This window comes from Pseudomonas serbica, from assembly GCF_028823535.1.
Classification (GTDB): Bacteria; Pseudomonadota; Gammaproteobacteria; order Pseudomonadales; family Pseudomonadaceae; genus Aquipseudomonas; species Aquipseudomonas serbica.
In genome coordinates this window covers 378,307-400,923 of record NZ_JAQIYM010000002.1, presented here as the reverse complement: position 1 = coordinate 400,923, position 22,617 = coordinate 378,307, and the positions used below count along the sequence as shown (strand labels likewise).

Sequence of the window (22,617 nt, the reverse complement as noted above, 5' to 3'; positions counted from 1 at the left end):
CAGCCCCCAATTAGCCAGTTGCCAAAGGATTTCCAGACATGAACTACACCAACCCAACCCAACTGCAAGCCGCCATCCTCGACTGGGCCGGCACCGTGGTCGACTTCGGCTCGTTCGCACCGACGCAGATTTTCGTCGAGGCCTTCGCCGAATTCGACGTCCAGGTCTCCATCGAAGAAGCCCGTGGCCCGATGGGCATGGGCAAGTGGGACCACATCCGCACCCTGTGCGACCAGCCGCAAGTCGCCGAGCGTTATCGCAAGGTGTTCGGTCGCACGCCGACCGACGATGACGTCACCGCCATCTACCAGCGTTTCATGCCGCTGCAGATCGAGAAAATCGCCGAACACTCGGCGCTGATTCCCGGCGCCCTGGACACCATTGCCGGCTTGCGCGAACAGGGGATCAAGATCGGTTCCTGCTCCGGTTATCCGAAACAGGTCATGGACAAAGTCGTCGAACTGGCCGCCACCAACGGTTATGTGGCCGACCACGTGGTTGCCACCGACGAAGTGCCGAACGGCCGCCCATGGCCGGCCCAGGCATTGGCTAACGTGATCGCGCTGGGCATCGACGACGTCGCCGCGTGTGTGAAGATCGACGACACCGTGCCGGGCATCCTCGAAGGTCGTCGTGCTGGCATGTGGACCGTCGCGCTGATCTGCTCGGGCAACGCGCTGGGCCTGGACTACGAAGGCTACCGCGCCCTGGGCAGCGATCAACTGGCCAGCGAGCGCAAGCGCATCCACGCCCTGTTCGAAGGCTCGCGCCCGCACTACATGATCGACACCATCACCGATCTGCCGCAGGTGATTGCCGACATCAACCAGCGCCTGGCCAAAGGCGAGATGCCGCAAACCAGCTGATCCCAGAATTCGCATACCCCACTGTAGGAGCGAGCTCGCTCCTACAGTGGGGTATGCGTTTTGCTGTCAATTACCTGAACAGAGCAACCAGCGTCATTGAGTCACAGGCAAGTGCGGTGAAACAGGATTACAGTTAAAGCGCGCCGTCGATCAAGAACGGTGGCTTCAAACCGGACCTGTGAGGAACACCGTATGCCGTGGAAAAACTCCGACTCGCGCTACAGCACCGTCTCGATCGCGCTGCACTGGTTGATGCTGGTCCTGCTGGCGCTGGTCTACGCCTGCATCGAACTGCGCGGTCTGTTTCCCAAGGGCAGCGGTGGGCGAACGCTGATCGTCGAATCGCACTTCATGCTCGGCCTGACCGTCTTCGTGCTGGTCTGGCTACGCTTGTTCGCCCGCAGCCTCGGCCCGGCCCCGCAGATCTTTCCGGCCTCGCCCAAGTGGCAAACGGTGCTGGCCAGGTTGATGCACTGGGCGCTGTACATCTTCATGATCACCATGCCGATCCTGGGCTGGCTGGTCACCAGCGCCAAAGGTAACCAGGTGATGTTCTACGGCTTCGACCTGCCCCTGCTCATCGAGCAAGACAAGGACCTGGCCAAGCGGATCCAGGGCTGGCACGAGCTCGGGGGCACTCTCGGCTACTGGCTGATCGGCCTGCACGCCGTCGCCGGGCTGTATCACCACTATGTGGTGGGCGATAACACCTTGCTGCGGATGATGCCCAAGCGGGTGAACCGCAATACCGGAAGCTGACGCAAATCAAATGTGGGAGCGGGCTTGCTCGCGAAGGCCGTGTGTCAGTCAATTAATGATGCGACTGATGCACCGCCTTCGCGAGCAAGCCCGCTCCCACAATGGATTGCGGTGCTTTTCAGGTTTCGGAGCTAAAACCCCGGCGACCCTGCAAACCACCGGTGTGGATAAAGATCAGCCGCGTGCCCGGGGTGAACTTCCCCGCCTCGACCTGCTGTTTCAGCGCCAGCAACGCCTTGCCGGTGTACAGCGGCTCCAGTGGAGTGCCGCTGGCCTGTTCGGTCTGCTCGATGAATTCGAGCAACGTCGAATCGACCTTGGCAAAACCACCGCGGCTGGCGTCGAACAGTTCATAAGACGAATGATTCACCCCCGCCTGCGCCAGGATGCGCTCGACCTGCTGTGCCACACCATGATCATCGGGCACCGCCAGCGCTCCGTAGACCGGGTGCTCACCCGCTTCGGCCATGACCAGGCCGGCCAGGGTCGTGCCGGTCCCGCAGGCCAGCCACCAAGCGTCATAGTCGGTCCAGCCCAGATCATTCAGTTGCCGGCAGGCCAAAGCTTTGAGTTGCACGCAGCCCTTGGCCCCTGGCATACCCCCGCCGCCTTCCGGAACCGCAACCAGATCCGGATACCGCGCCTGCCATGGCTCCCAGAAACCCGCTTCATTACGCGCCCGATAGCCGCCATAACCAAGCCAGTGCAGTTGCATGCCGAACGCCTGCAGATCGTTCACCGTCGGCGTTGGTTGAGGGTGCCCGCGCAACAGGCCGACCGTGGCGAAACCGAAACGCTTGCCGGCAGCGGCCAGGGCGTGCAGGTGATTGGAATGCGCTCCGCCGAGGCTGATGATGCCTTTGGCGCCTGCCTGGTCAGCGGCCTTGAGGTGTTCGGTGAGCTTGAACCATTTGTTGCCGCTGATCAGCGGGTCGATCTGGTCCAGGCGCAGGATGGCGACTTCGATGCCGGCGGTGGTGAGCCAGTCGAGGTGCAGGGGGTCGAGGCGGGCTTGGGGTAGCCAGCTGGAAGCAGAAGAAAACATTGGCGCCTGATAGATCTCATGAGGAGCCAGTATTCTAGTCGCTCATAAGCAGCCATCGCGAGCAGGCTCCCACAGGGGATCTATGACGTTCACAGATCCCTGTAGGAGCTGGCTTGCCAGCGAAGGCCATTGGCACGCGGGGCCTGCGTATTACAACTCAGCTGCCAATCGCGAACCCTGGTTGATCGCGCGCTTGGCATCCAGCTCCGCCGCGACATCCGCGCCGCCGATCAGATGCACGTTCTGCCCCGCCGCCACCAGGCCGTCCTGCAATTCGCGCAGCGGGTCCTGCCCGGCGCAGATCACGATGTTGTCCACCGGCAGCACTTGCGGTTCGCCGGTTTCGCCGATGCGGATGTGCAGGCCTTCGTCGTCGATCTTCAGGTATTCGACGCTGTTGAGCATCTGCACCTTCTTGTTCTTCAGACCGGTACGGTGAATCCAGCCGGTGGTCTTGCCCAGGCCGTCGCCGACCTTGGATTTCTTGCGTTGCAACAGGAACACTTCACGGGCCGGGGCATGGGGCGCCGCCTTGATGCCGGCGACACCGCCACGGGCTTCCAGGTGCGTATCAATGCCCCACTCCTTCCAGAACTCATCACGGTTCAGGCTGGTGGCCTGGCCCTGGTGCACCAGGAATTCCGAGACGTCGAAGCCGATACCGCCGGCGCCGATCACCGCGACACGCTTGCCAACCGGTTTGCGCTCCAGGAGCACGTCCAGATAGCTCAACACCTTGGCATTCTCGACGCCCGGAATCGCTGGCAAGCGCGGCGCGATACCGGTCGCCAGGATGATTTCGTCGTAGCCGCCCTCGACCAGTCTCGCCACATCGACACGAGTATTCAGGCACACCTCGACGTTGGTGGTCTGCAACTTGCGGCCGAAGTAACGCAGGGTCTCGAAGAATTCTTCCTTGCCCGGCACCCGCTTGGCGACATTGAACTGGCCGCCGATTTCGCTGGCCGAATCGAACAGCGTCACCGCATGGCCACGCTCGGCCGCCACGGTCGCGGCGGACAGACCGGCTGGCCCGGCACCGACCACAGCGATTTTCTTGATCTGCTGCACCGGCACATAGTTGAGTTCGGTCTCGTGGCAGGCACGCGGGTTGACCAGGCAGCTGGTCAGCTTGCCGCCGAAGGTGTGGTCCAGGCAGGCCTGGTTGCAACCGATGCAGGTGTTGATTTCATCGGCGCGGCCTTCAGCGGCCTTGTTGACGAAGTCCGGGTCGGCCAGGAACGGCCGCGCCATGGAAACCATGTCGGCATCCCCCTCGGCGAGGATCTGCTCGGCGACTTCCGGGGTGTTGATGCGGTTGGTGGTGATCAGCGGAATGTTCACAGAACCGCGCAGCTTGGCCGTGACCTTGCTGAAGGCCGCGCGCGGCACCTTGGTGGCAATGGTCGGAATCCGCGCTTCGTGCCAGCCGATACCGGTGTTGATGATCGTCGCACCGGCCTGCTCGATGGCCTTGGCCAGCAGCACGATTTCGTCCCAGGTGCTGCCGCCCTCGACCAGGTCGAGCATCGACAGGCGGAAAATGATGATGAAGTTCGGGCCAACCGCCTCCCGCACACGACGGACGATTTCCACCGGCAGGCGCATGCGGTTTTCGTAGCTGCCGCCCCAGCGGTCGGTACGGTGGTTGGTGTGGGCGGCGAGGAACTGGTTAATGAAATAACCTTCGGAGCCCATGATCTCGACGCCGTCGTACTCGGCCTGCTGGGCCAGGGTCGAGCAGGTGACGAAATCGCTGATCTGCTTCTCGATGCCTTCCTCGTCCAGTTCCTTGGGCTTGAACGGGTTGATCGGCGCCTGGATGGCGCTTGGCGCGACCTGTTTCGGGCTGTAGGCATAACGACCGGCGTGGAGGATCTGCATGCAGATCTTGCCGCCCGCCTCGTGCACCGCGCGGGTGACGATGCGGTGCTTGAGCGCTTCTTCCTCGGTGGTCAGCTTGGCCGCGCCGGAATACACGCCGCCCTCGTCGTTCGGGCCAATACCGCCGGTGACCATCAGGCCGACACCGCCACGGGCACGCTCGGCGAAGTACGCCGCCATGCGCTCGAACCCGCCGGGCTTTTCCTCAAGGCCGGTGTGCATCGACCCCATCAGGGTGCGGTTGCGCAACGTGGTGAATCCCAGGTCCAGCGGGGCCAGCAGGTGCGGGTAATGGGCGGCGGTCATCGGTAACTCCACAGCGAGCGATCACGGAAAAAGCGGGCGCTCTACGGCACCCGTCAGTCATGTTCGACAGACTAAGAGTCCAACCGCTGGCGCTCAATGACCGAAACTGACAACTTAATGATCCAAATGCGCAGCGGTATTCAAGCTGGCGTCCCCAACAACTGGCTCAGCACGGCGCGCAACTTGCCGGGTTTAACCGGTTTGTTCAGCAGCGGCGCTTCGAGCCGTTGCAACGAACGCCGGCACTGATCGGTACGGTCCGCGGTGATGATCACCGCAGGAATGGCCTGGTGGTAATGCTCGCGCAAATGCCTGACCACATCACATCCCACCACGCCGTGGTCCAGGTGATAGTCCGCCAGGATCAGTTCCGGGGCCTGGCCGGCCAGGGCCGCCAGCGCCGAGTGTTCATCGGTGGCGGTGACCACGTCGCAACCCCACTGTCCGAGCAACGCGCTCATGCTCTCGAGGATGCTCACTTCATTGTCCAGCACCAGCAAGCGCCGGCCCGGCAACGGATTACCGGTGCCCGGTTGCGGCGCCGCGAGGCTGATGGGCAACGGCACCTCGCGGGAGATCGGCACCTCGATGCTGAACATCGATCCGCGGCCCGGCAGCGAGTGCACCTGGATGCGGTAGTCGAGGATTTTCGCGATGCGCTCGACGATCGCCAGCCCCAGCCCCACGCCCTTGCGGTCGGCGGCGCGGCCCACGTCCAGTTGATTGAATTCGAGGAAGATGGAGTCCAGGCGATCGGCCGGGATGCCGCGTCCGGTGTCCCACACTTCCAGGCGCAGCTTGTCGCCCCGGCGCCTGGCCCCCAGCAGGATGCTGCCATCGTCGGTGTAGCGGCAGGCGTTACTGAGGAAGTTGCGCAGGATCCGGGTCATCAGGCGCAAGTCGGTGCGAATGGCGTAATCGCCCATATGCACGCGCAATCGCAGGCCGGCAGCCTGGGCCACGGACTGGAACTCCGAGACCAGTGGCCCGAGCAGCTCGTCGAGGCGGTACAGCGCGACATCCGGCTTGACCGCCGCTTGATCGAGGCGGGAGATGTCCAGCAAGTCGGTGAGCAGGTCCTCGGCGCCTTCCAGCGCCTGATGCGTGCGTTCGACCAGCACCTGCTCGACCTCGGGCAACTTGCGCTCGCGCAAGGTCGAGATCAGCAACCGCGCGGCGTTGAGCGGTTGCAGCAGGTCATGACTCGCCGCAGCGAGGTATTTGTCCTTGCTGCGGTTGGCGGCTTCTGCGGCGTCCCGGGCATCGCGCAGGGCTTCGGCGATCTGTTTTCGCTGGGTGATCTGCTGTTGCAGGTTGCGGTTGGCTTCCAGCAGTTCATCGGTGCGCGCGGTCACCCGCTGCTCCAGTTCGTCGTTGAGTTGCTGCAGGCGCTCCTGGGCGAGCTTGCGTTCGGTGATGTCGGCGACGAAGCCTTCCACCAGCCCTTCCTGGTCGGGCTTGAGCAGCAGGTTCATCAGCACGTCGAGACTGCTGCCGTCCTTGCGCCGCAACTGGGTTTCATAACCGTGCAGGCTGCCCTGGTGGGTGAGGATTTCGCCGATGTCTTCAAGCTCCCGCGCGCCGCCGACGAACAGATTGCTCGCCAGGTCCGCCAGGGAGAACAGCACCTCCTGCGGGTCCTGATAGCCGAGCATGCGCGCCAGGGCCGGGTTGGCGGCGCGCATGCCATCGTGCAGGCTGGCCTGGAAAATCCCGTGGACCGCGTTTTCGAACAACCATTTGTAGCGATTGCGCTCGGCTTCCAGCTCGTCCAGGCGCGCGGCCAGTTCCGGGTAATGGCTCTTGCGCGCCGAATGACTGCCTAATCCGAGCAGTCCGGCCAGCGCCCGTTGCTGCTCGTCAGAGGGCTTCGCCATAGACGACCTCGACATCGCGCTGGATGGATTCACGCGGGTTGGTGAGGATGCACGGGGCATCCATGGCGGGCACCCGGATGGTGTCTACACCTTCGAACTCGAGAATGCTGCGGCCATGGGCGGCGACAATGCCGATGCCTTTACCGCAATCCATCGGGCTGCCGCCGCCGACGGCGACGATCACATCGCAGTGGTTTTCCCGGTACAGGTCGGCACCGAGCATCACCTCTTCCACACGCGGGTTGGGCGAGACGGCGCTGTACAGGCAGGCTTGCAGGCTGGCTTCGACGTCCGCCACCCAACCGGCGGCAATCACTCCCGGATCGCTGACCACCAGCACCTTGCGCGCGCCACAGGTCTTGGCGTAGTTGCCGACGTTGTGCCGGCAACCGGCACCGAAGATGATTTCCGGCGAAACGAATTTACGCAGCTGGCTGAGACTCTGGCTCATTGGAAAGCCTGTTTTTATTGTTTTGGAAGGTAGGTCCACACTAAAGCATCCGGCTGTGAATGCAATCAGACCAATGGGTAGCGCGGCTCTTTGCAGGAGCAAAGTATGCTCGCGATGGTCGTTAACGCTAACGCGTACTGCGTGGATGAACGCGGCGCCTCCAAAGCCATTGCGAGCAAGCTTTGCTCCTACAGGGAGCGGATCCTTATCCGCGATAGATCAGCCGCGAAGCTTTCTGACTGCGCAGCGGCACTGAACAACCGCACTTCGAAGCATACCTCTTGCTTGGCGATACTTATGGCTCCCCAGCTATCGCTCGAACATCGATGACCGCCGCCTAACATCAGCCGGGTCTTTTACTCGCGGTAGAAAATAAGCGCACCGCCTTTAGTTGAGATGGTGCGCCTTTTCTTTTGCGCCATCACTTCCCCACGTCATCACCAAAGATGCACTTGGGAGCTACTTGGGAGCTGGGGCAAGTTCGAAAGTGAACCCACGCCAAGCGCAACGCAATAGCGGAATATCAATTTATATTTCAATAGCTTACCAACCCAGCCCAGCATCTCCAGTGGCTACGCTACATGACCAGGACGTGGGAGCGCGGCGTGAGCATTTTCATGCCGGCTCCCTCGAGGTTCATGGCTTGACCACCTCGCCAGTGCGGAAGGTTGGCAGCGCGGCAGAGTTGACGTAACGCACACCATCCCAGCTTGGCAGCGGTGTCGGCATCAACTGGAATTGCCCGGGCTTCTCAACGTCCCAGCGCAGCAGCATGGAGTTGTCCTCGTGTTGGGTGTTGTGACAGTGCTCCATGTACGTCCCGGCGAATTCGCGGAAGCTGATCGCTATTTCCACGTTGTCCAGGCCGTCCTTTTCCGGGCCGATACGGTACACGTCCTTGCGTGCCCATTTTTCCCATTCCGGTGGCGCCTTGCCGCCGCGGTTGAGGATGATCCCCTCCTCGAAGTGCACATGCACCGGGTGGCTCCAGCCCTCGCCGCCGAGCTTGATGTTCCACACTTCCAGGGTGCCGAAACCGGTCGCACCGGCATCGGTGGGGCCACTGGCCAACTGGGTTGCCGCGTTCAGGCGGCGTGGGTCCATGTGGAAACCGAAGCCGCCATCGGTCTTGACCGTCCACGGTGCTTCATCGGTGCCGTCGGAACGGCCAAAGGTGAAGGTGCGGTGCCGGGCCTTGGCCAGCAGCGCCATGTCGGCGGCGTTGTCGCGATGGAGCTTGAGCGGGATCATCACCAGGCCTTCAGCCTTGCCCGGCTTGGCCGGTTCATAGGCGGCCGGATCCATGGCCAGGTCCTGACCGGTGTAAGCCTTGACGTTGAGTTGCAACACCTTGCCCACCGCCGGATCACCCTCGTCCCACTTCGGCCCCTTGCTGGTTTGCTTGAGGATCGCCCGGTATTTGTCCGACAGCACGTCAGCCAGGGATACGGGTTCTTCGGGGCCCTTGCCGTCGTCGTGCACCTGCAGGTTGACGAAGAACAGCTTGTCGCCCGGCTTGATCCCGTTTTTGGCGAAGTTGACGATGATGTCAAAACGCTCGGCGATGCCCAGGGTTGGCAGGATCGCGTTATGGTTCTGTTTATCGCCATCGGCATCCAGGTCCATGCTACCGTCGAACGGCACGCTGTGTTCCATGATATTGCCGTCGTTGGCAATCATGTGGAACGGCACGCGGACATAGGACACTCCCGATCCGACAGGCCCCTTGAACTCGCCGGTGGTGCCCTTGATCTCACGCACCAGCGCCAGTTTGAAGTAGCGTGAAACGGAGCCATTGAGCATGCGGAACCGATAGCTGCGGGCGCGCACATCCAGGGCCGGTTTCCACTGCCAGTTGACCAGCACCTGGTCTCCGAGGAAGCCATCGGTATTGAACGGGTTGAACCACAACTGGCCGTTCTTGTCCCACGCCTTGTCGGCAAACAGCAGGTTGACGTCGTAGTCGCGGTTACCCCAGGGCAAGGCGCTGCCACTGGGGAAACGCAGGTTGACGCCGTCGTTCACGGATTCATTGCCACGGTCCAGGGCGCTGTAGTAGTTCATCATCGCCGCGTTGCCCTTGTAGACGTTCTGCGCGGTGAAATCGAGCATGTGGTCGTGAAACCAGTGGGTGCTCATGGTTTCGCGCCAGTCGCCACGGATCTTGATCGTGCCGTTCTCGCAGGTCTTGCGGCCGGGGCTCATGTCGTTGGTCCACAGGGTTTCGCCCGGCGCGCAGGGAAACGCCGCGCGCGGGTCTTCAGCCTTGGTGTTGATGCTGTCGTAGCCGGCCAACTGGATCGGCCAGCGATAGTCGTAGAATTGCCCGGGAAAGAAAAACGCGTTGGCGTAACCGTCGCTTTCCGCCGGGACGTGGCCGTTGTGTTCGTGGGTGCTGATGGTGTGCAAACCGAACCCCATGTTGGCAGACGGGTCGATCGGCAAGCCGTTGTAATGACGCATCAGTACCGGTTGCCCGTAGCGCACCATGAGCAATTTGGGCGGCAAGGTACCATCGAAAGTCCAGACCGAGTTGTGGTGCTGCACCGGCATTTTCGGGTGGAATCGCGCACTGACGCCCTTGGCGGTGCCATCCGTTGCCGGCACACCCGCGACGTTGTGATAGAGGCCACCGGTTCCGAACTCGCCCAAGGCATAACCGTGCATCTGCCGGCTGTCACGCAAGCCACCGTTGAGCCTCGCCCCGGTTTGCACGGTCTTGTAGGCTATTTGCGGGTAAAACTCGTTCCAGCGCTGGTGCGACCAGCCCTTTCCTGGCGGACGGCCTTCAGCCGACGAGCCGATACGGCGATTGAGGAAAAACTCGATCTGCTTCTGCCACGGGTTGCGGTCGACCACGTTGGAATACTGGCTCGGGAACGGGGTCAAGCCCGGTTGACGCAAAAAGGCGTCGAGCGCTGCACTCGGTGGCGCACTGCGGGCCACGCTGGTTGGATCCTGCTGGGGCATCGGGCCGATGGCTGCCGGTGGAAAACCCAACTGCGCCGCCGGTGTGGTGGGGTCGAGTTTTTCCGGGCCGAATTCTTCGAACAACACCAGCTGCTGGGTGAACGGCAGGGCGCCATACAGCGGGCTCGGCCTGCCGTTGGTGGGGTAGTTGAAACTGGTCTGCACCGTCGGCGGCAGGATGTTTTCCACCCGCGTGGTGTCTTTGCTGCCTTTGACGCCACCGGGTAAATCGAAGGAATCCAGGTTGGCATCTGGCATGGTCAGGATGGCGTTCAAGGCCGCCGCTTTGTCAGCCGCTTCATCGTGGTAGGCGGAGGGATCAGTCGGCTCCGGCTGTCGCTCATCGTCGATGGGGCTGGCGCGCAAGGTCCCTGTGCTGAGTGAAATCGTCAAAGCGACGCTCAAGGGCGTCAACAGGCCAAACCGTTTGAAGGGATACCACGCTTTTGTGTCCATCACCAGCCGCCTCGAATATGTGAAGGGGGTAATGGGGGCAGTGCAAGGAGCCAGCCATATTTGTAACCGCTTTATACAATGTTAAATCCTTATAAAACAACTAGTTACCAGCGTAAACCTGACGTTACAGATTAAGCGACTGGGGATTGGCACCCGCTATCGGGGAAAGTTCACACCCATTTCAGGGGAACCCCATTCCAGCTTGAATCCAGCGGTGATTTGCCATGCCTGCGCTGGGAGCGATTCCCCATAAATGGGCGGTATTACCCGCATTCCCTGTCGACTTTTCTTGGAGAACCGGGCCATGGAATCAGGCCGCGTTTGCGCTGGGGGATATCAGGTTGCCGGGGCCTTTGGCACAGAGAATGCTGTGTGTTCACTAACGGCTCCAAGGGCACTCCCTGACAGGCAACCGATGCCTGGATAACACCTGCACCACGGATCAGTTGCCAGCCTGCGAGGAGTCACCGTCATGCGAATCGAGCCGATAATCCTCACGCTAGCACTCATACTGTTCATTTTTGCGATAGGGGTCGCCTGGAGCCTTATCTTCCTGTTCAGCAGTTAAGCGTCCATTTTCGACTCCACCCACGACCAGGTATTTTAGAAAAGAAAAGGGAGGGCATCCATGCCCTCCCCTCAGCTTTTCACGCGTCTGCAACAGTACTGACCAGGACCTCAAGTGGCGAGAATGAAGTCTGCGGCAGTGATGGTTGTTGCATCGGCCACACCGACCAGGCGGATGGAGTCAGCTATTCCTGCGGAGCTGATCAAGGTATCCGCACCGACATCGGTGATGATGACGTTGCCGACAAAGGTCACGGCATTGACGCCGAACGCGGAAATATCGAGCCGGTCCTGGCCTCCCACCGCGTCGGCATCGAAGCCGATGATCTGATCGACCCCGAAGCCCGCTGCGAACATGAAGATATCGTTGCCACTGCTGGCAACCATCACGTCGTCGCCGGCACCGCCAGTGACCGTATTGTTGCCAGTACCGCCATCGATAAAGTCATTGGCGATACCCCCCAACAATGTGTCGTTGGCGTCACCACCGAGCAGCGTGTCGTTGCCTGCTCCGCCATTCAAGACATCCGCCCCGGCACCGCCGGTGAGGGTGTCGTTGCCGCCGCCACCATTGAGGGTGTCATTACCCACCCCGCCGGTGATGACGTTATTCAACGCGTTACCGTTGCCGACGAAGTTGCCGACGCCGGTGTAGGTCAGGTTCTCGACCTCAGCGCCCAGCGTGTAGCTGGCCAGCGAAGTCTGCACGGAGTCCGTACCGCCACCCGCCACCTCGACCACCACGTCTGCGGCTGCATCGACAACGTAGGTATCGTTGCCGCCTCCCCCCACCAACCGGTCAGCACCGGCACCGCCATTGAGGACGTCGTTACCCACCCCGCCGGTGATGGTGTTGGCCAGCGCGTTACCGGTACCGGTGAAGTTACCGGCGCCCGTATAGGTCAGGTTCTCGACGTTGGCACCGAGCAGGTACGTCGTCAGGCTGGTTTGCACCAGATCGGTACCACCACCCGGCGCCTCGGTGACAAGGTCACCGACGTTGTCGACCACAAAGGTGTCGTTGCCGGCACCGCCGCTCATGTTATCCGCGCCGAGCCCTCCGTTGAGGGTGTCGTTGCCGTCCTCGCCATTGAGCAGGTCGTTGTCGTCTCCGCCGTTGAGGATGTCGTTGCCAGTGCCGCCAAACAACTGGTCGATACCGGCCAGGCCATTGAGCGTATCGTTCCCGTCCAGGCCAAGCAGTACATCGTTACCCGCGGTGCCGATGAGGATGTTCGCCAAGGCGTTGCCCTGCAGAACCACGCCCTGAACCACCACCGCCGCCGTCGCTGCAGAGGTCACCGACTCCAGCGTGCCGAAGCCATCGGTGTAGCGCACGATCACTCGCAGTTGCAGATTGACCTGCGCCGCACCAGGGGTGAAGGTCGCTGCCGTCGCGCCGTTGATGTCGGTAAAGGACGCGCCGACACCTTGCTGCCACTGGAAGCTGAAGGTGCCCAGCCCGTCCGGATCGGCAATCGCGGCCGTCAGCGCGGTCAGCACCTGCCCTTGATCCGGTGTCGTATCGCTGATCAGCAACACGCCTGTCGGTGCATCGTTGACGTTGGCCACCGGCCCCAGGACGTTGGACGAAACGCTTTCGGCCGCACCGAAGTCATCCACGTAACCGATCACCACGCGCACTGCCTGGCCGACCTGGGCCTGGCCAAGCGCGAACGTGCTACCGGTAGCGCCGGCGATGTTGACGAAGCCCGGCCCGTTGTTTGCCTGCCATTGGTAGGTGAACTGCGGATTGCTCAGGCCATCAACGTCGATGATGCTCGCCGGGTTAGCCGTCAACACCTGGTTCTGCACGGCAAGCCCGGTGACGGTTGGCCCCTGGGTCGGAGCATCGTTGACGTTGTCCACCGGCCCCAGGATGTTCGACGCAGCGCTTTCGGCCACACCGAAGTCATCCACGTAATCGATCACCACGCGCACTTCCTGGCCGACCTGGGCCTGGCCAAGCGCGAAGGTGCTGGCGGTTGCGCCGGCGATGTTGACGAAGCCGAGCCCGTCGTTCGCCTGCCACTGGTAGGTGAATTGCGTAGTGCTCACGCCATCGGCGTCGATGATGCTCGCCGGGTCAGCGGTCAACAGTTGGTTCTGCACGGCAAGCCCGGTAACGGTCGGCCCTTCGGTCGGTGTACTGTTCCCGGACGAGTCGACGATCTCCAGCGTGCCCTCGGCATCCTGGTACACCGCCCGGACGCGGATGTTCAGGCCCGCCACATCGTCCGTCACCCGGTAGGTGCTGCCGGTCGCCCGCGATGCCTCGCCAGCGGCGACAACAGTGATGTCTTCATAGATGCCCGAACCAGCGATGTTCTCGACCTGCCAGTAGTAAGCCATCCCACCGGTCACCGCACCGGTCGGGTTGGCCACACTCTGGCTGTCCGCGTCACGTACCGCCTGACCGCTGACGCGCAGCAACTGGCCAGCAACCGGCGTTTCGTCACGCAGGCCGGTGGCAGCATCGAGGATTGCCAGATGACCCGACGGGTCGTTGTTTTGGGCGGTGCCCACTCCGGACGACTGCGCCACGTCAGCGAACTGCAGACGCTCGACGCCCGTCAAGCGATCGACGCCATCACGCCCCGCTACCGAGTCGGTCACAATGACTGTGTCGCCTTCGATCTCGATGCCGTATTCCCCCAAATTACCGGAGAAAAACGCAGTATCGAAGCTGTCATCGCCAGTCAGAATCTCCCGCACGATGACCAACTGGCCCGGGTTGTAAGTACCGTTCAGCATAAACGGCACCAGCGGCTCCATGCTGTCGAACGTGGCGATTTCCTCGCCAGTGCCATCGGCATTCTCCCGTACGCTGATACGTACGTTCAGCCACTTGTCACCATCGATGATGTCGTCACCACCGCGACCTTCGATCAGGTCGCTGCCGCTGCCGCCGAGGATGATGTTGCCGCCGTCGAAGAACGTCGCTCCGTCTGCCAAAAGGTCAGCCAGGCCGTTGATCAGGTTGATGTTGGTCAGCACACTGCCGGTGGCACCCGCAGTGGGTAGCGATGTGGCATCTTCGTTATCACCGCGCAGGTAGTCTCCGTGGGCGGAACCCGACAGACCTTCCACGATGTCGAAACGCACCAGCGCCGAAGCACCTGAACCCGGCACCGGTGGAACATCGAAAAAGCGGTCGGTGAAATCTATGGTCACGCCTTGGGCGAGCCCCTTGAAGGTTGCCCAGTCATAGCCGGAGCCGCCGATATAGCGGTCACCCAGGCCAAGACTGCCGACCATGATGTCATCGCCGCCTTCGCCGTTGAACTTATCGTTCTCGTTACCGCCGATGAACACATCGTGGCCGATCACCGGGTCATTGCCAGCCGGGTCGAAGTTGTCGCCAGGCGCACCGTCCGACGTGCCCTTCTCGATCCAGTCGTCGCCTTCGTTGCCCATGTCCTGTTCATTGGCTTTGCTGCCCAGGATGAAGTCGTTGCCCTGGCCACCGATGGCCTCGGAAGCGTCCTCACCGGTCACGATGAAGTCATTGCCGAAGCCGCCAATGATCAGGTTGACGCCGTTGCCACCATGCAGCACGTCGTTGCCGTCGCCACCCTGGATATTATCGTCGCCGCCGCGGTCGGTGATGATGTCGTCGCCAGCGCCACCACGCAGTTGGTCGTTGCCGTCACCGCCTTCGATGCGATCGTTGCCGCCGTCCCCCCAGACCGTGTCGTCGCCTTCACTGGAGATGAGGATGTCTGCGCCGTTGGTACCGCCCAGCACGATGTGCTCCGCACCGGTGTACTTGATGTAGTTGGTGTCCGCCCCCTCGGTCAACGGGTTGTCGCGGAACACCACCTGCTCGCCGTCCTCAAGCGGATCGGCGCTGGCAAGGCCTTCGTTGAACTGCTTGCTCTGGTCCACTTCCAGATAGAACCCTGGATCCGAGAACACCAGGCCCGGCAAGTGCGTGGCCGAGGTGTTGGCCATGATCAGCTTGGCGAACGAGTTGCTTTCCAGTTCGGCGTTCATCGACAGGCCAGCGGTACGCTCCAGGTAGTAGAAACGGTCACCGTCCTGGAGTTTTTCCATCTGGTTCTCGAACACGAAGTTGAAGGTCGAGCCGAGCATGCCGCCGAACGGAGTTTTCTCTTCGGCCAGACCGCCGATCCAGAGGTCGATGGCATCGACGCCAGTGATCGTCACGCCCTTCAGATCGTCGGCGGTCCCCAGCAGCCCATCCTTGCCGGCCCGCGTTACGTTGGCCCAGGTACCGGTGCCGTTGAGGAAGTCCATACGGTCTGACGGCGCATCATCACCACCAAATACCAGCGCCATGGCTGCAGCGCGTTTACCTTCCAGCGTGGTCGCCGCCGTGATCGTGTCATGCGTGCCATAGGCCGCGATGAAGTTGATCAACGACTCCGGATGTTTCAGGTGTTGCACCAGGTCGACCCAGCTGCTGTACGGCTTGAGTTGGGTATCACCGGTTTGGCTGTAGATGTCGCGGCGAATCGCGTTGAGCGAGGGAATCCCCACGTCGCGGCCACGGGCGATGTTGATCGCCGGCAGGTCGAGCGGCAGGCCGAGCAGGTTATTGCGCAGCGCCTCGGTGACGAACTCGTCGATTTCGTTACCGGCCTGGCGAGTCACCCCACGTATGATCGCACTGGTCGCATCCTCTGGCGTCACACCACTGGCGGCGTACGCCAACGGGTTGAGGAACGCCGCGATCAAGCCCATTTGCTGATCAGGATCATCGCTGTTCGGATCGCCAACCACGTTGAAATCAACGTCGAAGCGATCGACGGTCTCGGTCAGCATCGAGTGGCCAAACCGGTACACGGTGTGCGCGAACTCGGCAACGATCGAGGCATCAAGGTCGACGTCATAGACCTGAGTCGGTGCGAAGAACAGATCGACCCTGGGCTGGATGGTCCGCGCAAATTCCTCGAACACCAGGTGCTGATACTGCATCTCGGTGCCGAACTTGGCAGCCTGGAACAAGCGCTCGCCATTCCACACCAGCGCATCGATCTCGGCCTGGTTGGCTGGCAACGTGCTCACCGGAGTGAGCAGCCACTCATTGAGGAAGGCCACGTCACCCGAATCGAGCACGGTGTCCATGGTCTGCGCGACCAGCCGATTGTGCTCGGCGTGGAATATCGCGTGCACCGCAGTCAGGCCGATGTTCTCGTTGACCCGACCGTCGCCAGCGATGTAGTGCGCATCCAACAGTTCGTTGTCGTAGGCCAGGTTGGCCCCGGTCTGCGGATTGGACGGCACCGTATTGCCAATGTCGTCATCCGCATCTGGCATGAGCACGCCACCGCTGAACACCGGCGCTGCATTGTGGGCAATGTCGGCGAGGAACTGGTGACCGGTGCGCACAGCATTGGTCAGGCTGATGGGGGCAAGCGGATTGCCTTCGACCAGGAAGTCATCAGCCGTGCCGCCAAGCCCGTCAGCCCCTTTCATCACGACCATCGGGAAGCCGTTCGGCCCTTTGATGAAATTGCCATAGGCGTCTGTCGCCAACAGCGGACCGTTCTCGACGTCGGCATCGGTCAGGTGGATACCCAGGACATCGTTGGCCTGCGCCTTGACCACTTTCCAAGTGGCCATGCCACCGATTTCGCTATCGTCCGCGGTTCCATACTTGCCATCGGCGCCCAGGTCACGGTTAGTGATCAGCCTGCCGGTCGCTATGGGGCCATTGTCGGTCAGCTCATAACCGCGCAGGAACACCTGGTGCGACGGGTGCGAGCTGTAGGTCTGGTTCTGGTCCACGAACGGCGAGGTGGTGTTGGTGTGCTCATGGATGTCGTCGGCCGTGCCGAGAACGCCATCCGCCCCTGGCTGGTTGGTCGCACGGGTCAGCACCATGAAGTTAGTGTGGCCGCCTGGAACATACAGCGGATCATCCGGTTGCAGCGGGATATAGATAGTGCCCGAACCGCCTTTGGTGACCAAGTCCAGACCATGATCGAAGAACTGCCCGAAGAAGGTCATCCAGGCGTTGAACGGCGCGGACAACCCTGCGTCCGCCGCGGTGTTCTCGAACAGGTACACATCGTGGTCGTCGCCAGTACCGAACTGACCATCCATGCCGGGGCTGGCGACTATCCGTACGCCATCCTTGAGCACGTCGTCGCTATCCTCCGAGCCGAAGTTGAGCACACCGTCGGCGCCCACGTCGTAAGCCGTGGCATAGGCCGCCGGGTTGTTCGACGTCTGGTCGACGATCAGATTACTGATGGTGCGCGGCTGCGAGTCAAACACCGCGCCGCTGGTCTGCTGGTACGACGATCCCGGGATGGCCGGCGAGCCGGGACCAAAGAACCCGGCAGGAGCACCTTCCGCCGGATTGAAGACCGGGTCGCTCACGCGCGGGAAGATGTTATCCGCGGCACCAAACTCGGTGTTGTTGATACCGTTGAGGTTCATCAGGTTGTTGTTCGAGCCGTCGACCGCACGCAAGCCCAACGGCGCGCGGATATTCGGGATCAGCGAGAGGATGTCCTGACCGGCCGCATCAGCTTCGGCAATCTTGATCTGATCAAGAATGAAGTTGAGGTCGGAGCGGACCATGTGCAGGCCCTCGCCACCGGCTGTGGCATCGACTACAGGTGTCGGCGCCGTCGGCACAACCGGCTCGCCAGGTTCCACCACGGCAGTCGGCTGCGAGAACAGCACTTCAGTCGTGCCATGCGCATCCTGGTAGATCGCCTTGACCCGCAGTGCCAACCCGGCGAGATCCGGGGAAACCTTGAAGGTGGTGCCGTCGGCACTTTGGAACCCAAGGTCACCCGCAGGCAACAGGATGATGTCTTCGAACACACCTGTGCCGGGGTCGGCTTCGAATTGCCAATAGTAGGACACCGAGGTGTTGTTGACGAAACCCTGCAGGTTACCCACCGCGATGTTGTTGCCATCGCGCACACCGGCCATGCTCACGGTCAGTGTGTCGCCCACAGTGATCGCGCCGCCGTTGCCATCCGCGACGGTCGGCCTGCCCGTCGGTTGTGCGTTCAGCCCCGGCACCAACACTTGCTGGGTATCGGCGAACTGCAGGCGTTCGATATGCAGCAAGGTATCGGTGCCGTCGCGACCCACTTCGGTATCGGTCACCGTCCAGACATCGTCCGCCACATTGGCCGTGCCGCGGGTATCACGCGTCACCACATACTCGGACTGAAGCCCGGAGAAAATGGCGGTGTCGAAAGCCGCCCCGCCTGTCGAAGTGCCGGGCAGGATTTCCCGCACGGCCTTGAGCTGCCCCGGGTTATAGGTGCCGTCGAGCATGAACGGGATCATATCGACCATGCTGTCGAAGGTGGCGATCTCGGGGCCGGTATGGTTGACGTCACCGACGTCATAGACCGCAATCCTGACGTTGAGCCATTTGTCGCCATCGATCAGATCATCGCCACCGCGCCCCTCGATCAGGTCACTGCCATTGCCACCGAGGATGATGTTGCCCGTGGCAAAGCCGGTGGTCGGCAAACCGGCATCGGCCAGAAACTGCTCCAGTCCGCGGATCAACGCCACATTGGTCAGCGCACTGCCCGTGGTACCACCGTGGTTGATGATAGTGTCCGCATCAACATTATCGCCCATGAGCACATCGGCAAATTGCGAACCGGACAAGCCTTCGACCTCGGCAAAACGGTCGAGAATCGAGGCCGGCGAGGCGCCGACCGGGTTGAACACCCCGTTGTTCTGGTTTGGCGCATTGCCGTGTGGCTGCGCCAGCTCGGCCATGGTCAGGTCAACGGTCACGCCGACCCTGTCATTCTTATGGGTGACCCAGTCAAAACCGGACATGCCGTCCATATTGTCCTGGGCGTCGCTGCCGACAAAGATGTCATCACCACCCTCGCCGATCATTTCGTCGAAGCCACCACCACCGACAAAGATATCGTTGCCGATCGAATCGTCATTGAGCAACGGCGCAGCGTTATCGCCAGGCGCACCGTCCTGGGTGCCCTTCTCGATCCAGTCATCACCTTCGTTGCCGGTAGCTGGCAGGTTGGTCTTGGCGCCGAGGATGAAATCGTCACCCTGGCCGCCGAAGGTGGTGCTGATGTCTTCAGTAGTGATGATGAAGTCCTGGCCATCGCCCCCAAGGATCAGGTTGCCTCCAACCAGCATGCTACCGGCGATGATCACATCGTTACCGGCATTGCCTTCCAGACGGTTGTCGCCAAACGAGTCGGTGATGATGTCATCGCCCGCGCCGCCCAGTACCGCATCGTTCCCGGCGCCGCCTTCGAGGCGATCGTTGCCGCCGTCGCCGTACAGGGTGTCATCGCCGTCACCGGAGATGAGGATGTCATTGCCGGCGGTGCCGCCCAGGACGACATGGTCTTCACCGGTGTATTGCAGATAATTACTGTCCGCGCCCGCGGTGTTGGGGTTGTCGCGGATCACCAGCGGCACGATTTCCACGCCGTTGATCATGAGGCCGCCCGTCGGGTCGTCTTTGCCGTCCACGCCAAGGTTAGTGAACTGATTGGCCTGATTCACTTCGAGGGTGAACGTCGGCGTCAGGAACACGGTGTTCGACAGGTGGGTGACATCGGTGTTGAGCATCATCAGCTTGGCAAAGGAGTTGTTCTCCAACTCGGCGCCGAAGTTCAGGCCCGCGGTACGCGACAGGTAGTAGAAGCGGTCGCCGTCCTGCAACGCCTCCATCTGGGTTTCAAACACGAAGTTGAACGTCGAGCCGAGCATGCCGCCGAACGGCATTTTCTGCTCGGCGAGGCCACCGACCCAGAAGTCGATGTCGTCGAGACCCGTGATCGTCACACCCGTCACGTCGTCGGCAGTACCCAGCAGCCCATCCTTGCCGGCCAGCGTTACGTTGGCATAGGCACCGGTGCTGTTGAGGAAGTCCAGGCGGTCAGCCGGTGAACCAGCACCGCCGAATACCAGCGCCAAGGCAGCAGCGCGTTTGTCTGCCAGGGTGGTCGCCGCCGTAATCGTGTCATGCGTGCCATAGGCCGCGATGAAGTTGACCAACGACTCGGGGTGCTTGAGGTTGTCCGCGAAATCAGCCCAACTGATGTACGGCGTGAGTTGGCTGTCGCCGGTTGATGCGTACATCTCACGGCGCGCTTCATTCAACGTGGGGATGCCAGTCTCGCGGCCACGCGCCAGGTTCAAGGCCGGCAAATCGAGCGGTAGACCGAGCAGATTGTTGCGCAACGCTTCGGTGACGAACTCATCGATCTCATTGCCGAGTTGGCGGGTCACACCGCGAATGATCGCCCCTGCCGCTTCGTCCGCAGTCGCCCCGCTGCCGACAAACGCCAGCGGGTTGAGGAAGGCCGCGATCAGACCCATTTGCGAGTCCGGGTTGTCCGGGTCAGTGAGGAGCGGATTGAACTCGGGGTCGAAGCGATCGACGGTCTCGGTCAACATCGAGTGACCGAAGCGGTACACCACGTGGGCGAACTCGGCGAGGATGGCCGGGTTGATCGAGGTGTCATACCCGTTGGGGGCAAGGAATGCGTCGACCTGCGGCTGAATGGTCCGCGCAAACTCCTCGAACACCAGGTGCTGATACTGCATCTCGGTGCCGAACTTGGCGGCCTGGAACAGGCGTTCGCCGTCCCACACCAACGCTGCGATTTCTGCGGCTGTAGTCGGTAGCGCAGCCACGTCGTCCACCAGCCACTCATTGAGGAAGGCCAGATCGCCGGCGGCAAGGAGGGTGTCCTTGGTTTGCTGGACCAGCCGGTTGTGCTCGGAGTGGAACACATGGTGCACGGTGGTCAGGCCGATGTTCTCGTTCACCCGGCCGTCGCCGGCAATGTAGTGAGCGTCAAGCAGTTCGTTGTCGTAGGTCAGGTTGTTGCCGCCGGCGCCAACCGGCTGCGCATTACCGATATCAGTGTCAGCATCCGCCTGCAGAACCCCACCGACGACGACCGGCGCGGCATTGTGGGCGATGTCGTCGAGGAAACCATGCCCGGCGCTCACGGCGTTGGCCAGGCTGATCGGAGCGGCCCGGTTGCCTTCGACCAGTTGCGTGACGTCATCCGCTGTCCCGGCGATCCCGTCAGCACCGTTGCTGACGCGCATCACCACCTGAGGCATGCCGCTCGAACCGCGGATGAAGTTGCCATACGCATCGGTTGCCAACAGCGGCACGCTGTGCACATCGGCGTCGGTCAGGTTGATGCCAAGAATGTCACGGGCCTGGGCCTTGACCACTGCCCAGGTCGCCATGCCGCCATTTGTGCCGTCGCCATCATCGGCGGTGCCGAACTTGCCATCGGCGCCGAGATCGCGGTTGGTAATCAAGCGCCCCGTTGCAACAGGGTCACCTGCCGCGTTGAGGACATACTCGCGCAGGAACACCTGATGCGAAGGGTGCGAGCTGTAAGTTTGGCTTTGGTCCACGAACGGCGAGGTGGTGTTGGGCTGGCCATCATCGGCAGTGCCGAGTATTCCGTCCGCGCCGGGGGTATGCACAGCCCGTGGCAGCACCATGAAGTTGGTCGGGCTGCCGGGTACGAATAACGGATCGCCCGGCTGCAGTGGAACAAACACAAAGTCGGTACTGCTCTTGGTGACCAGGTCGAGGCCATGGTCGAAGAACTGGCCAAAGAAGGTCATCCACGAGTTGAAACCGGCGGTCAGGCCAGCGTCCGGCGACACGTTGGGAATAAAGAACACTTCCTTGTCGTCATCCGTGCCAAACACGCCATCCAGACCGGGGCTGATCACCGGGTCCGCACCGCCGTTCGCCGCCACCGCGGCCGGGTTGTTGGCGGTCTGGTCGACGATCAGGTTACTGATAATCCGTGGCTGCGGGTCGACCACATTCCCTGACGCGGCATAGGCCGCCCGATACTGGGCATCAAGCAGGCGCAGGAAGGAGTTGTCCGCGGCGCCAAACTCGCTTTGCCCGGCGACCAGGTTGTTGTAGCTGCCATCGACGGTGCGCAGGCCGAATGGCACTTGGCTGTTGGGCAGCAAATCACTGAGGCTGGCGCCGTCGGCATGCGCCTCTGCGATGAAGATTTGCTTGAGTATGAATTCCAGGTCCGACTTGTTGAAATTGGCCATTTTTATTGTCCTCGATCTCTCTGGGGAAAGGCACGGGACGAAACAATCCTCCCACGCCCAGTCAGGTGCTGGCTTGCGAAGTTCGTTGGTTCAGTTGTAGGGCGAGAGCAGGCGTGGGTTAGGCAAAGCCGTCCCCCGGCGCCCGTGACATGCGCGCCTGGAATTCGCGAAATGGATGGGTCGCCGAGCGATCAGGCAGAGCGATCCCGAGCTATGGGTGGGCCATGGAATTGGGACGTCGAAGTGAACTTCCTGAACAACTGCGTCACTGCGCAAAAGATCAAATGGATCGACATGTTTGCTCCCTCGGGAAAATCACCGCCTTGCAATGCCAAAGTTTTGGCTGGCTTCCGGGGGGCGATCTTTGAACATGACTAAAGTTCCATAGCAAAA

At 61.7% G+C, this 22,617-nt stretch carries 7 protein-coding genes and 1 pseudogene; 2 read left to right on the top strand and 6 right to left on the bottom strand.

Translation table 11 applies throughout. The features are described 5' to 3' along the window. Positions 1–38 precede the first annotated feature (38 nt). Both phnX and NQL71_RS04505 read left to right on the top strand, forming a co-directional pair. Complete coding sequence (gene phnX, locus NQL71_RS04510; RefSeq protein WP_046817137.1) at positions 39–866, top strand: phosphonoacetaldehyde hydrolase; 828 nt, start codon at positions 39–41, stop codon at positions 864–866. A gap of 192 nt (positions 867–1,058) precedes the next feature. Beyond that, complete coding sequence (locus NQL71_RS04505; protein WP_046817136.1) at positions 1,059–1,625, top strand: cytochrome b; 567 nt, start codon at positions 1,059–1,061, stop codon at positions 1,623–1,625. A 118-nt stretch (positions 1,626–1,743) separates the two neighbouring features. On the opposite strand, the gene NQL71_RS04500 is transcribed toward NQL71_RS04505, so the two are convergent. The 6 genes and pseudogenes from NQL71_RS04500 to NQL71_RS04475 form a co-directional block, all read right to left on the bottom strand. Beyond that, positions 1,744–2,670, bottom strand: a complete 927-nt coding sequence (locus tag NQL71_RS04500; RefSeq protein WP_274642324.1) for a 1-aminocyclopropane-1-carboxylate deaminase/D-cysteine desulfhydrase — start codon at positions 2,668–2,670, stop codon at positions 1,744–1,746. A gap of 150 nt (positions 2,671–2,820) precedes the next feature. Further along, complete coding sequence (locus NQL71_RS04495; RefSeq protein WP_077185934.1) at positions 2,821–4,860, bottom strand: NADPH-dependent 2,4-dienoyl-CoA reductase; 2,040 nt, start codon at positions 4,858–4,860, stop codon at positions 2,821–2,823. Positions 4,861–5,000: 140 nt separating this feature from the next. Continuing rightward, entirely contained in the window at positions 5,001–6,737 is a 1,737-nt protein-coding gene (locus NQL71_RS04490) for a PAS domain-containing hybrid sensor histidine kinase/response regulator (protein ID WP_046817133.1), read from the bottom strand. Between the two features lie 10 nt (positions 6,738–6,747). Further along, positions 6,748–7,188 (bottom strand): annotated as a pseudogene (locus tag NQL71_RS04485) (iron-containing alcohol dehydrogenase); the annotation flags it as partial. Between the two features lie 636 nt (positions 7,189–7,824). Beyond that, positions 7,825–10,614 carry a multicopper oxidase domain-containing protein gene (locus NQL71_RS04480; RefSeq protein WP_274642323.1) on the bottom strand — a complete coding sequence of 930 codons (2,790 nt, stop codon included), beginning with the start codon at positions 10,612–10,614 and terminating at the stop codon, positions 7,825–7,827. Positions 10,615–11,292: 678 nt separating this feature from the next. After that, on the bottom strand, positions 11,293–22,224 hold the full coding sequence (locus NQL71_RS04475; protein WP_274642322.1) for a peroxidase family protein: 10,932 nt from the start codon (positions 22,222–22,224) through the stop codon (positions 11,293–11,295). Positions 22,225–22,617 lie beyond the last annotated feature (393 nt).